Below are 13,890 nucleotides of genomic sequence, written 5' to 3'. Positions count from 1 at the left end.
CAAACCTCAGGTTAAGTATTTCGCCAGGTATTTCTTATACATGGGATCGGACAAGGCCAACTCACGCTGCTCCGCCAGGATATCTTGAAGTATATCTTTCGAAGTTAATGGGTTAGCCAATACCACACGAAATACCACGGTCGGCTGATAACCATACTCGGGCGGTGTTAAGCGGGTCCGCGAGACGAATGAGCGCCCGGCTTCACGCTGACGCTTCTGCATACTGGCGGTAAAGCGGTTAAGCGCCGCATAGATATCCAGCTTGGTTTGCTCATCGGCGCTTTTTAAGCGCGTCTTGATGGCCTCTGGCACGTAGCGATAGGTCAGCAAACACAATTCGGGCTCGGAGATCAGTTCAAAGTCCGGCTCCGCCTTAATTAAATCGGCAAAGTAACGGGCCTTGTCCAAACTCTTGTCGATCAGCATTTCATAGCCCTTACGGCCAATAATGCGCAAGCAGGCATGCACCAGCATCGCCATGCCAGGACGACTTCCTTCCAGGGTATGGCTGCCCAAGTCTTTCGAGCCCTTACGCAAGATATACTCGGCGTGATGCTCGATGGCATCGGTGGCGCTGGGGTCTTTAAACAGCACGATACCGGCTCCCATTGGCACATACATTTGTTTATGTGCATCTATGGTGATGGAGTCGGCACGTTCGATACCGGCCAACAGGTGGCGGGCATTTTGCGACAACAAGGTCGCGCCGCCCCAGGCCGCATCAACATGGAAGTGACAGTCTATTTCCGCCGCCAAATCGGCCATCTCATTGAGTGGGTCGATATTCCCGGTTTCCGTGGTCCCCGCTACACCGACTATGGCCATCACCTTAATTCCTTGGGCCTGCAGCGCCTGTGCTTCTTTGCGCATGGCCTCGACATCCACCTTGTTGTCTTTGTCGGTGGGAATGGAAATAAAGTGATCGCGACCTATACCGAGCAAATCTGCCGACTTACCCAGAGAATAGTGGCCTCGCTCCGACACCAGTACCGCCAGACCCTTATAACCATAGTGGAACATGGCCGCTACCAGGCCTTGAGCGCCTATGCCTTTAAAGTCACCCTCGGGTTTGAGTAAACGGTTACGGGCGATCCACAGCGCCGTGATATTAGCCACAGTCCCGCCTGAGCAGAAGGCACCGAGCGAGGTCTTGGCACTGTGCATCCACTTATCGTAAAACCCCTGTTTACGGCCATAGGCCATATGATGCAGCATGCCGATAACCTGACGCTCCAAAGGCGTAAAGGCCTTAGAGGTTTCAATTTTTACCAGATTCTGGTTTAAGCCCACCATCAGCTTTGAAAGCGGCAACACAAAGTGTGGCAGCGCCGAGGTCATATGACCAATAAAGCTTGGGGCCGCGGTGTGCACCGAATGCGCCACCAGCTTATCCATGATGTCCTGAGCGTGAGCGCTGACAAACATAGGTTCTTCGGGGATGTGCGCCGATTCGAAATCGCGCTCAATTTCATGCAGCGGCTTTTCCACCGCAGCGATGTTCTCATTCAGAAAACCGGCCAGGTTACTGGAGATTTCGGCTTCTATTTTGCTGAGCGTTGAGTCCGGTGCCTCTGGCACCGTAAAGACGCGCATCAAGCTTTGCTCTGATGCTACGGCAAAACGCTTATCACTCATGACATACCTAATTGGGTTGGCTTGGATACCAATTCACTGAACTGGTATAGGGCGATGACGGATCGCTACAAGCGGTTCAATTTACTTGCGCTCACTTTATAGCAATCACCTTAGAAAGTCTTGCAGCTTTGGTCAAATTTAAGAACCTTGCATGAACTTTTTGCGACATTTTCACTATAAATGGCAATGATATGGGCGCCACAGGCTCACACTCCCGCGCGCCCTGATAACTACAGTTGCACCACCAAACGATAGCTTTGTTGACCACTGGCCCAATACTTACGTTCGAACGGGGTAATGGCTGTGTCACTGGCATATTCACTGACCCCAGTAGGGTGTCCCGCCAATTGCAGAGCGCGGGCAAACTCACGCACGTAAATATCCCAGTTGCTACGTAGTTCAAGCCGACCACCTAGCTGCACTATGCTTGGGAACACCGCGGCGCCATGCCAGCGTCGTTGCAAATGCTTGGCCTTGGGCCAGGGGTTTGGATACAACAAGTAATGGTGTGTTGGCTGCCATTTTGCCTGTACCGCCAGGCGCCAAAAGTCGTTCAGATCCGCTTGCACCAGCATATACTGACCATTTTCGTCCTGGCGATATTGCACATCATGCTTATCTAAACGATGCGCAGACTTGTCTATGCCGATCACTAGGGCTTGCGGGTGCAGCTTAGCCAAATTGGCGGTACTCTCCCCGACGCCGCAGCAGGAGTCGAGGATGATGGGGCCATTAAAGGCCTGCACCTTGGCATTCACCTCATCAAAGGCCGCTTGTGTATGTGCGGCGATAGGCTTTTTAAACTCCGCCGTCAGGTGCTTATTAACCACTTCATCAAGCTTTTCATGCAGGCTTGGCTGGTTAGAAACTATGGCTCTTGAATTTGCTTCGCTCATCAGTGACGCAGCCCCACACCCTTGCGAATTAATGTCAGTGCGACCGTAAATAACACTGTGATAAATACCAGTAGCACACTAAAGGCGAACCAGATGTTCACATCAGACACCCCTAAAAAGCCGAAACGGAAGGCATTGACCATGTAGATAATGGGGTTGATCTGCGACACCCCTTGCCAAAATTCAGGCAAGAGTGAGATGGAATAAAACACGCCGCCTAAATAGGTGAGCGGTGTCAGCACAAAGGTGGGGATAATACTGATATCATCAAAGCTATTGGCATACACGGCGTTGATCAAACCCCCCAGGGCAAACACCGCCGAGGTGAGGATCACAGTCGCCACAATTACGAAGATATTATGAATTTGGATATCCACAAAAAACAGCGATACCAGGGTCACAATTAAGCCCACCAGCATACCGCGTGCCATGCCACCGCCCATGTAACCCAGCACTATGATGTAATTCGGCACCGGTGCCACCAGCAGCTCTTCGATGCTCTTTTGGAACTTGGTGGAATAGAAGCTTGAGGCAACATTAGAGTAGGAGTTAGTGATCACCGACATCATAATAAGACCCGGAACGATAAACTCCATATAACTAAAACCGCCCATCTCGCCGATACGCGAGCCGATCAGGCTGCCAAAAATAACGAAATACAAGGTCATGGTGATTGCCGGGGGTACCAGGGTTTGCACCCAAATTCGCAAGAACCGAATACACTCTTTGATCCAAATACTTTTTAGCGCAACGCCATATTTCAACATGCTTACTCCCCTCGCCCTTGATTTAACAAGCCAACGAACAACTCTTCTAAACGGTTTGCCTTGTTACGCATGCTTAGCACCGTATTCCCCTGCTCACTCAAGGCACTAAATACACCATTAAGGCCCTGTGACTTGGCTACTTCAACCTCCAAGGTATGCTCGTCGGTCAGGGCAAACTGATAGCCGTCCAGACTCACCGGTTGCACCGGTTGTTTTAAATCGAGCACAAAGGTTTCCTTATCCAGCTTGGCCAGCAGGGCTTTGATGGTGGTGTGCTCCACTATGGTGCCATGGTCGATAATGGCGATGTTTTTACACAGCAACTCGGCTTCTTCAAGGTAGTGCGTGGTCAGGATAATGGTCACGCCTTGTTTGTTGATTTCACGTAAGAAATCCCACATGGAGCGGCGCAATTCGATATCGACACCGGCGGTTGGCTCGTCGAGGATCAACAACTTGGGCTCGTGCATCAGGGCACGGGCGATCATCAGGCGACGCTTCATCCCCCCGGAAAGGGTGCGCGCGGCCTTGTCTTTTTTGTCTAACAGACCAAGCTGTGCCAGGTACTTATCGGCGCGTTTATGGGCTTCGGCACGAGGCACGCCATAATAGCCCGCCTGGTTGACTAAAATCTGTTGCAGGGTTTCAAACTGGCTAAAGTTAAACTCCTGCGGGACCAAGCCCAGTTCCGACTTAGCCGCTTCCAGGTCGGTATCGATATCATGACCGAAGACCTCCACCTTGCCCGCCGTTTTATTCACCAGGGATGAGATCACCCCTATGGTGGTGGACTTGCCCGCCCCATTGGGGCCTAGCAGGGCAAAGAAGTCGCCCTGCTGAACTTGTAAATCAATGCCTTTGACGGCTTCAACGCCGTTTTTATAGGTCTTTTTTAACCCTTGAATATTCAATGCAATGGTCATTTATTTTTGCTCTCCATAACCCCAACGCGAGGTAAGTGTTTGCGCTATCCCGAGATGATCGAGAATACGGGCTACCATAAAGTCGACCAGATCGGCTATCGACTCGGGTTGATGATAAAAGCCCGGAGCCGCCGGCATAATGGTGACGCCCATGCGCGCCAGTTTAAGCATGTTTTCCAGGTGAATTTCGCTAAAAGGGGTTTCTCTGGGTACTAAAATCAGCTGTCCGCGTTCTTTAATCACCACATCAGCGGCGCGCTCCATCAGGTTATCCGAGGCGCCGGTAGCGATGGCCGAGACGGTGCCGGCACTGCACGGGCAGACCACCATTTTTTTCGGCGCGGCGGAGCCCGACGCCACCGGGCTAAACCAGTTGTCCTTACCGAATACTTTAAGTTGACCGTCTTGGGCATGAACCAGCTCGCTCAGCTGCTGCGTGGCTTTCTCTTCATTACCCGACAGCTTAATGCCGGATTCGGTGTCAAACACCACCCGGGCAGCGCTGGAGATCAACACAAACACCTGGTGGCCCTGCTCAATCAACACCTGCAATAATCGCAGACCGTATGGGGCGCCGGAGGCGCCGCTAAAGGCAAGAGTGATAGGTTCTTTGAATGTACTCATGATGTTTCCTTTTGTGCCAAGGCATCGAGTAGCTTCTGATGAATGCCGCCAAAGCCACCGTTACTCATAATCAGTATATGACTCCCCTTGGCGGCGGCAGCCACTATCTCGTCCACCAGGGCGTCCATATCTGCCAAACAACGGGCACCAGCCTGCTCGGCACGCGCTTGCAATGACCAGCCCAGCTCGGGAGGCTCGAATAAAAACACCTGATCGGCCTCAGCCAGGGAGTCCAGTAAGGTATCCTGATGCACGCCCATCTTCATGGTGTTCGAACGCGGCTCAAGCACCGCAATAATTGACTCATCACCCACCTTGGCACGCAAACCCGCTAAGGTGGTGGCAATGGCCGTGGGGTGATGGGCAAAGTCGTCATAGACGTTGACACCCGCCACCTCACCCTTGTGCTCCATACGGCGCTTTGGCGAGATAAACTCCGCCAGCGCAGCGATGCTGGTTGCCACCGGAATACCCACATGGCGTGCGGCGGCTATCGTCATCAGGGCGTTCTTAACATTATGCTCGCCAATGGCCTGCCAACGCACCACGCCTTGTGGCTCACCGGCAAACAATACGGTAAATTCACTGCCATCGGCCTTAAGTAGCTGATAATCCCATTGCGCGGCGCCTAAGACTTCTTGTTCACTCCAAAAGCCCTTATTGATCACCTCGACCAGAGCCTGATCATCGCTGGGGTAAATCGCCTTGCCCGAGCCCGGCAGGGTACGCAGTAAATGGTGGAACTGAGTCTGTATGGCTCCTAAATCGGCAAAAATGTCCGCATGATCAAATTCCAGGTTATTGAGGATCAGCGTTCTTGGCAGGTAGTGAACAAACTTACTGCGCTTGTCGAAAAATGCCGTGTCGTATTCATCGGCTTCGATAACGAAAAACGGGGTTTCGCCCACGCGCGCCGAGATCCCAAAATTCTGTACGACACCACCAATTAAGAAGCCCGGTTTAAGACCGGCGTATTCCAACACCCAGGCCAGCATACTGGCGGTGGTGGTTTTACCATGGGTCCCCGCCACCGCTAATACCCAACTATCACGCAAGATATGGTCTTTTAGCCATTCAGGTCCCGAGGTATAGCGCAGGCCTTTTTCCAGCACATACTCAACACAAGGGTTGCCACGACTCATGGCATTACCAATCACCACCACGTCGGGTGCCGGCTCTAACTGCGCGGGATCGTAGCCCTGCACCAGTTCAATGCCCAATTCTTCCAGCTGTGTGCTCATCGGCGGATACACGTTTTGATCCGAGCCGGTGACATGGTGGCCCAACGCCTTGGCTATCGCCGCAATGCCGCCCATAAAGGTGCCGCAAATGCCGAGAATATGTATGTGCATAATGACTTCCTAAATAGCCCGAACCTGGGCTGCTATCTGGCTAGACATATCAGTCTTGAGCGAATTATATGTGTCGTGGTAGCTAAGTTCTTAACCCGCACTCGGGCTAAATAATAAGGCCGCGCAATAGGTGAGTATCGCGCGGCCTTATATGATGCCAAATTTAGCCTGACCAATCTACCTAGGGTCTCCCTAAATAGGCGAGCCCGGCGGTAAAGGTAATGGCTTAAAGCTTTGTTGCCATTGACCGTTTTCCAGAAAGTGATTAATGGCATCGGCCAGATGTTGTTTAAAGGCGCTTTCCCCAGAGCTGACGCTTCCTAGCAGCTTGTTTTGTCTGTAATCCTCGGCCACACGCTGCAGGTAAAATTTAAACTGAGCCTGCACCTCCGGCGCCACCTTGTCGCTGGCAACCAGGGTTGCGAAGTGCTGCGCCGTCAACCATTGAATACGGTGTTGCACTTTTGCCTCCATGGCATTGCCATGGTTGTTGTCGAATACCCGCTTCACCAGGGTATCAAGTAATACATCTAGGTTATACGCTTGCTCGGAGCGGGCGCCCTGTTGTGCCAAGCGATTAACGCGCTCCGGGTGTAACAGCAGGCTCAAGCTGTGATTTGCCGCCACCTCAGGCAAAGCTAAGGCATCCAAGGTAATACCGGTGCGACCCACTATGCTTTCACGGGTGCTGTATTCGCCATAGGCTTTAGGCGGGATCAAGGCCAAAATCGACTCGGGTACCACCAGCTCTTTGGCATCTAAGGTAAGCAACAGCGCTGCCAAGGCCTGGCGCTGCACGTTGGCATCGACCACTTGCGCGCCCTGCACCTGCTCTTTACCGCGTACCTCGTAGCTGTAATCCACACCGGCGATCAGCTTGACCGCGGCTTCCACCTGATAGCGGTGGAACAAATACAGGGGTACCAGTACTTCTTCAAGCTGAGATAAGGAGGTGCCGGATTTGATATTCTCAACACCAAAACGGGCCAGGGCTTTCGCTCGCACCTTCATCACGCGTTCCAATTCGGCACTTGGGTTATCGCCGTTATCCCACAAATGGCCGCTAGGGTGGGCACCGCCCTGCGCACGGGCGTCTCTGTCGGAAATAAACTCGAGGCCTAGCTCTTTATTTTCGGCAAGGATCTTGGCCAGGGCTTGAGCTTCGTTTTGGCGGCTGAAGTCGCCATAACCATATTTGATCACCTGCTCATCCCACACGCCCATACCCTTGGCATAGCCTTTCGATGTATCCAGCACTCCCTGCTCGTCCAGGCTGACTAACGGATGAGGGTAATCCATTACCGAGGCCCGTGCTTGAGGTGAAGCGGCAAAGTTATGGGCGATCCCCAGGGTATGACCAATTTCATGGGCGCTGAGCTGACGAATGCGGTCCAGCGCCATGGCCTGCAACTCGGCGGTAACTTCATCACCCTTTTTATAAGGAGCCGCCAAGGCTTCGGCAATCAGGATATCCTGGCGTACCCGCAGCGACCCCAGGGTCACATGGCCCTTGATGATTTCGCCAGTGCGCGGGTCTATCACCGAACCTCCGTATGACCAGCCGCGGGTGGCGCGATGGACCCATTGAATGACGTTAAAGCGTACATCCATGGGGTCGGCATGCTCGGGCAGCATTTTCACCTGAAAGGCATTTTTATAGCCGGCTTTTTCAAACGCGTTATTCCACCATTTGGCACCGTCAAGCAAAGCGGTGCGCACCGGCTCGGGCACGCCCGGGTCCAGGTAATAAATAATGGGTTTCACCGGCTCACTGAGAGCCTGGTTAGGATGCTTTTTGGCCAGGCGATGGCGGGGAATATAACGCACCAGCATGCTCTCACCCAAAGGTGCCGAGTAGTCCTTGTGTTCTACGCTCCAATAACCAGACTGCGGATGGAATGCTCGCGGCTGGTATTTATCATCCGGTAAGGCAATTAAGGAATGGTGCATATTTACGCTCATTGCGTAAGGGTCGGCGCTAACCTGCTTAACGAATTCGCCGGGCTTGGTGCCGGTAAAGGTGATAACCGCTTCCAGCTCGGTATTTTTCACAAATGACTTGCTGCGCGCCATAAACACCGCACTGCGGCTGGTGTCGACACTAAAGTTACCCTGTTTGCGCGCCGCCAGGGTACGACTAACACCGTGCACATCGCTTAACAAATAAGGGGTGTAATCCACCAGTACGCGAGTATCCGTGCTGGCCTGCACTTCAAACCATATAAAATACTGGAGGCAAAGGCCTCATTAACACTTTGCTGCTCGGCACTATTGCTGCTTGAGGCACGGTAGTAGGTGTTCAAGGCGCGCAACATCACCTTGTTGCCCATGCGCTCGAACTGCGCCAAATAAGTATTACCCAACTGGCCACGGTCTAAGCCTATATCATTGGAGCCCACGCCATAGGGTAAGCTTTGCTGTAACAGGAAGGGGGCCTTCAACTTATCCACTTCGAGATAAAGTTTGCCCTCATCATTGGCATAGTAGAAGGTAAAATAGCCCGGATACTTGCTCATATTTTGAGTAAATTGGCTGATAGACTTAATTGCTGCCTGCGCTTGGGTTATCATAGGCAAGAACAAAAGAAACAGTGCTATTCGTATTATCTGCGTAGTTGGCATGATTCTCACTTTTGTTGTTATTGGTATCGTTGCTTGGGTGTGGAATTAATCAGCATTGAGTATATCCCGATGTATACAATCTACAACCACAAAGCGATAAATAGACAGCGTAATCTAGACGACATGCTCTCACTTTAAAATGTCGTGTAGACCCCATAAAACTTAGGAACAATTAAGATGCGACGACTCCCCCCAGTCTTGCTTGAAGATGGTTGCCCACATGACCTACTTTCACTTATCCGTACTATTTTAGCGGCCTGTAAAGAAATCTCTTTCCGTGTTGGCCAAGGTGCTCTTTCTGGTGTACTTGGTTCAACCTTGGATGAGAACATCCAGGGCGAAACGCAAAAGAAACTGGACGTACTTTCCAACCAGCTGTTGAAAGACATCCTTTTAGAGTCTGGTTATGTGAAGGCCATTGCCTCGGAAGAAGAGCCAGGCACGGTTGCGGGTAATCCGGACGCGGAATACATAGTCGCATTTGATCCGCTCGATGGCTCATCAAACATTGATATCAATTCACTGGTTGGCACCATTTTCTCTGTGATGCGCGCGCCCAAAGATGCGGATCCGGCGGATCCCAATATCTTCCTGCAAAAGGGTGACCAGCAAGTGGCAGCAGGTTATGTGCTATACGGTCCATCGACCATGTTGGCGCTGACCACGGGCCAAGGTACACGTATTTATACCCTGGACAAAACCCAAGGCACCTTCTTGCTGACGCAAGACTTTGCCAAGGTGCCTGAGCACACCAAAGAGTTCGCCATTAACACGTCAAACCAGCGCCACTGGCAGCCGGCGATGCAAAACTATATTGCCGATCTCTTGGCCGGTGAAACCGGGCCGCGTGGTCGCAACTTCAACATGCGTTGGATTGCCGCTATGGTCGGCGATGTACACCGTGTGCTTAGCCGTGGTGGTTTATTTACCTACCCGGAAGACACTAAAAACCCAGAGAAGCCGTATAAATTACGCCTGCTTTATGAAGCCAACCCTATGGCCATGCTTATCGAGCAAGCCGGTGGCCTGGCCTCAACCGGCTATGAGCGCATCATGGATATCGAGCCAGAGCAAATTCACCAGCGTGTGGCGGTGATCTTGGGCTCAAAAGAAGAAGTGGAAGCCTGCTTAAGCTACCACAAATAAAAAAAGGGCAGTTATTACTGCCCTTTTTATTTGCTTATTTCTCTAGCGGTAATTCATGGCGGGCGCCCCACTCGCTCCATGAACCATCATAAACCTGCAAATCCCTGTAGCCACATTCATAGGCTGCCAGCGCTAAAATACAGGCGGTAATGCCCGAGCCACAGCTAAACTGCATCGCCTGAGTATTTTGTTCAAGCACGTGCGCCAAGGCCAGCTGTAACTGCTCCCGCGGAAGTAGCTCACCATCTATAATCAAGTCCGCATAAGGCAAACTCTTGGCATTGGGAATGTGCCCGGCGCGCATGCCTTCTCTGGGTTCGGCCATCTCGCCACTAAAACGCTGTGCCGGGCGGGCATCGAGTAATAAGGTGGAGGCATCATCAATCGCCGCCAATACCTGCTCGGTGGTGATAAAGCAATCGTGCTGTGGCGAGGCGGTAAAATTCCCCGGCGCTTCGGCGCTGTGCCAGCCTTGTTGCACCGGCAGCTCGGCCATACGCCAGGCCGGTAAACCACCGCGCAACACTTTGACGTTGTCAAAACCAAAGGCCTTGAACATCCACCAGGCACGGGCGGCGCTAAACAAGCCCTGATCGTCATAGACCACGACTTCCGAGTCCTGATTTACCCCGGCGGCTTGCATCTGACGCTCGAATTGTTCGGCACTGCACAAGGTATGCGGCCAGGGGCTGGCGCCATCGGCAAGGGCGGTTTTAATATCAAAACGCAACGCGCCTTTAATGACCGCAGCCGGCGCATATTCACCTGACTTACCCGGCAGTACCATGCCGGCATCGAAAATCTTTAATCTGGGGTTGTGTAACTGCGCATTAAGCTGTGCCGCGGTGATTTGCTGGCTCATACGTCACCTTGTCATTGGGTAATTATTGCAACAATAACATGGACGTTAGCAGAACTGCGGTTGTCGCACCACTTCAATGATTTCTGTGGTAGAAATACTCGGAGTGCGTGGCAAGTAAATCACCTCACAAATGTCGCTAAATTCATCGAACTTACCGCGCCAATCATCACCCATAACCAGGATATCGGCGCCATGCTCTTTGATATATCGGCGCTTAAGCGTTAGGCAGTCTTCCACAAACACCCGGTTAACATCCGACATAGCGGCAATGATACGCAAACGGTCTTGTTGCGAATACACGGGGGCACGCCCTTTTTTCTGTATATTAAGCGCATCGGAGGAAACTCCGACGATCAACTCATCACCCAGTTTTGCGGCCCTTTGTAACAGGTTTACATGGCCGACATGAAACACATCAAATGTTCCAAACGTAATTACTTTAATTGTCATATAAGAAGCTTACTATTCGCTGAGAACTTAGCCCATCCAGCTTCCCTGCGAGCTTTGTTATTGTTTTTATGTTGTCTTGATTATGTTTTGCCTGCGGTTGCGATAAAGCTTGCTCAATCGCTCCTGGCAATTGTTTCACTTTATCGACTTTGAAAGTTAAGGCATTGAAATAGTCGATATCCGAGTCTAACCGAGCCTTAAATCGATAGGCAAAGGGACCTCGATACGACCACCGTAATTTATAAAAGTTGCACCAGATAACCGGCTTTTTAAGGGCAAAAAACTCAAAAATCGCCGACGATGCATCCGATATCAGCACATCGGCCAAGGCCATAAAGGGCACCAAGTTATAATCGGTGACGCCCGCCACATAAACATTTTCCCGCTGTGCCCAACGAGAAAGCAGTTGTTGCTGCTTTTTGTATTTCTTTTTCGTTAGTGAAAAGAAATGCGGCTTGATAATGATGTTGCAGTGGGCGTATTCATCCACCCAGTTTTTATCCATCATTTCTATGGAGCTAGGATAAAATGTGGGCGCATAAAGCAAGGTTGGCTTAGTGGAGTCCAAACCCAAGCCTTCCAGACTGGGTTGCGATGCCAAAGCCCCGCTGTGCAATAGCGGGTCGAGCTTAGCGTATCCGGTATCAACGAAGCGATCATCCGGGTACAGGCTTTCAAGGCGCTGCAAACGGTGCTCACCTTCAACGAAGCGCACGCTAGCAGCATTATTTGAGGCATCGTAATAACAGGCCTTAGGGCCGATGCCATGCTGCATTAACGCGGTTTTTTTGCTTTGGTTAAGCAGTTGCATTTGTGCAAAGGCTTTACCGAAGATGATCCAATCGCCATCACATTGGCGATAAAAGTCGAGGGCGTCTTTATCACTGTCGAGCCAGTGCACCGGTAACTCTTCTTCGTCAATCGCCTTTTGAGATGCCTCCACCAAGGCCTTATCCTGATTTGCGTAGAACACAAAGCACACCGCAGTCCCTTGATCTACCAAGTGTTTATACACGGGTAAATATTGCGGCAGATAGTAAAGGTGTAAAACATCAAAGAAGACTTTCATCAAATACATCACGCGGTGTTAACATTGGTCACGCATCATACTAGAAATTACAACAAAAATTCTAGCCAAGCGTTGAAATACAGGAAATAAGTGCTATGAGCGTTTTGCGTATTGGGGTGTCGACCTATCTGTCGCTAAGCAGAGGGAATACAAAAATACCGCTGCACCAGGGTGAGCGGTATTTTCTAAAAAGAGGGGGAATCAGTCGATTAACTGATATTCGTCAGTAAGAATGGCAATAATTTCACTGCGCGGATCGCTTGGTATTTGAATTTCCGTACCAACTATCTTACTGGCGATACCTACATAGGTTTGCGATACCTGCATCATCACCTCTACCGGTAATTTATACTCTTTGGCCAAGGCTTCACGCTCATCCATGCGGTCTTTATTCAAAAGCACATCGCTGTCCGGCACGTTGTTGATCAACAGCTGACGGAAACCTTCTTTCGAGTTTTCAATGATTTTACCATCGCGGTAAGCCGGACCATCCCAGATACGTGAAGAATCGGGTGTGCCCACTTCATCGATGTAGATAAGCTGCTCATTGCCGTCCATATCTTCCACATAACCAAACTCAAACTTGGTATCAACAAAGATCTGGTCCAATTTTGCCAGCTCGGCACTGATTAACTCAAAGCCCTGAGTCAGCAGGTGCTCATACTTGGCAACATCGGCTTCGCAGCTGAAGTTAAAGGCCTCAAGGTTATCCGTGATGTTCTTGCGGGTGATGTTCACATCGTCCACCGCCGGCACATCGTCAAGGCCTTCAATAATGCCCTTGGTTGACGGCGTGATCAGCACTTCATCCAATTTTTGGTTCGCTTGCAGGCCTTCCGGTAAGTCGATACCACAGAAGTTGCGAATGCCCTTGGCATAGTCGCGCCACATGCTGCCGGTAATATATTGACGCGCTATGGCTTCGACCTTAACGGTTTTCGCCTTACGCACAATCCATACATAAGGGTGTGGAATATCAACAATATGATTGCCCGCCAAGCCGGCTGCATCAAATTGCTTAAACCAGTGTGCGGCCACCGCGTTAAGTGCGATGCCTTTGCCGGGCACGCCATTTAGGCCTTGCTCGCCTTGCCAAATGCAGTCAAATGCAGAAATACGATCCGAGATCACCATGATCGCCAGCTCGGTGCCTTCAGGCACGGCATAACCCTTCTCGGCAATTAAGCGTGCACTGTCTTGCTCGGTTAACCAATATACCGAACGAACCTTGCCGCTGTGCACGGGTCCTTTGGTACGAATAGGTAAATCGTCATTAATGTCTAAGACTTTATAATTGCTCATGGCTACTCCAACAAGGGCTTGAGAGGCTAATGCTTGGCCTTGGCAGCGCTCATGGCAACCAAGACTTTATACCAATTCTCTTAAATAGCTAATCATTCTAGCGGGCTAAATATCATGCTCACTGTGTTGGAGTTTTTCTATGTAGAATACTACATAAGAAAAACTCCGCCTTGTTAGCATCTCATTTATCCAGCGCTATATCTGATCACATACTTAACAGAATTGGTATTAGGCGCGCTATAA

At 51.0% G+C, this 13,890-nt stretch carries 11 protein-coding genes and 1 pseudogene; 1 reads left to right on the top strand and 11 read right to left on the bottom strand.

From position 1 onward, the window contains the following. Nucleotides 1-6: 6 nt before the first annotated feature. From panP to C2M36_RS03775, 7 genes and pseudogenes are all read right to left on the bottom strand, one after another. Entirely contained in the window at nucleotides 7-1,635 is a 1,629-nt protein-coding gene (panP, locus tag C2M36_RS03805; protein WP_105253760.1) for a pyridoxal-dependent aspartate 1-decarboxylase PanP, read from the bottom strand. 230 nt (nucleotides 1,636-1,865) lie between these two features. After that, nucleotides 1,866-2,531 carry a tRNA (guanine(46)-N(7))-methyltransferase TrmB gene (gene trmB / locus C2M36_RS03800; protein ID WP_105253759.1) on the bottom strand — a complete coding sequence of 222 codons (666 nt, stop codon included), beginning with the start codon at nucleotides 2,529-2,531 and terminating at the stop codon, nucleotides 1,866-1,868. Beyond that, a complete protein-coding gene (locus C2M36_RS03795; RefSeq protein WP_105187866.1) occupies nucleotides 2,531-3,298 on the bottom strand; it encodes an ABC transporter permease in 768 nt (255 codons plus the stop codon). Before C2M36_RS03795 ends, trmB begins: the two co-directional genes overlap by 1 nt. A 2-nt stretch (nucleotides 3,299-3,300) precedes the next feature. Next, nucleotides 3,301-4,221 carry an ABC transporter ATP-binding protein gene (locus tag C2M36_RS03790; RefSeq protein ID WP_105187867.1) on the bottom strand — a complete coding sequence of 307 codons (921 nt, stop codon included), beginning with the start codon at nucleotides 4,219-4,221 and terminating at the stop codon, nucleotides 3,301-3,303. Beyond that, a complete protein-coding gene (locus tag C2M36_RS03785; RefSeq protein ID WP_105187868.1) occupies nucleotides 4,222-4,845 on the bottom strand; it encodes a flavin prenyltransferase UbiX in 624 nt (207 codons plus the stop codon). Then, nucleotides 4,842-6,197 carry a UDP-N-acetylmuramate:L-alanyl-gamma-D-glutamyl-meso-diaminopimelate ligase gene (gene mpl, locus C2M36_RS03780; RefSeq protein ID WP_105253758.1) on the bottom strand — a complete coding sequence of 452 codons (1,356 nt, stop codon included), beginning with the start codon at nucleotides 6,195-6,197 and terminating at the stop codon, nucleotides 4,842-4,844. Before mpl ends, C2M36_RS03785 begins: the two co-directional genes overlap by 4 nt. Before the next feature lie 192 nt (nucleotides 6,198-6,389). After that, a pseudogene (locus C2M36_RS03775) lies at nucleotides 6,390-8,818 on the bottom strand (zinc-dependent metalloprotease). Nucleotides 8,819-8,995: 177 nt separating this feature from the next. Between C2M36_RS03775 and C2M36_RS03770 the strand changes: the two are divergent. Next, a complete protein-coding gene (locus C2M36_RS03770; RefSeq protein ID WP_105253757.1) occupies nucleotides 8,996-9,964 on the top strand; it encodes a class 1 fructose-bisphosphatase in 969 nt (322 codons plus the stop codon). Nucleotides 9,965-9,998: 34 nt separating this feature from the next. Here C2M36_RS03770 and C2M36_RS03765 read toward each other — a convergent pair whose 3' ends face one another. From C2M36_RS03765 to C2M36_RS03750, 4 genes are all read right to left on the bottom strand, one after another. Further along, nucleotides 9,999-10,826, bottom strand: coding sequence for a sulfurtransferase (locus C2M36_RS03765; protein ID WP_105253756.1), 828 nt, complete (start codon nucleotides 10,824-10,826; stop codon nucleotides 9,999-10,001). Between the two features lie 45 nt (nucleotides 10,827-10,871). After that, entirely contained in the window at nucleotides 10,872-11,276 is a 405-nt protein-coding gene (locus tag C2M36_RS03760; RefSeq protein WP_105253755.1) for an adenylyltransferase/cytidyltransferase family protein, read from the bottom strand. Then, complete coding sequence (locus tag C2M36_RS03755) at nucleotides 11,266-12,345, bottom strand: CDP-glycerol glycerophosphotransferase family protein (protein ID WP_105253866.1); 1,080 nt, start codon at nucleotides 12,343-12,345, stop codon at nucleotides 11,266-11,268. The genes C2M36_RS03760 and C2M36_RS03755 overlap by 11 nt, the downstream gene beginning before the upstream one ends. 201 nt (nucleotides 12,346-12,546) lie before the next feature. Then, entirely contained in the window at nucleotides 12,547-13,647 is a 1,101-nt protein-coding gene (locus C2M36_RS03750; RefSeq protein WP_105253754.1) for a phosphoribosylaminoimidazolesuccinocarboxamide synthase, read from the bottom strand. Between the last annotated feature and the right edge of the window lie 243 nt (nucleotides 13,648-13,890).

Source organism: Pseudoalteromonas sp. T1lg75 (assembly GCF_002964705.1).
Classification (GTDB): Bacteria; Pseudomonadota; Gammaproteobacteria; order Enterobacterales; family Alteromonadaceae; genus Pseudoalteromonas.
The sequence above is the reverse complement of the archived record's forward strand: the minus strand, read 5'-3'. Positions and strand labels throughout refer to the sequence as shown.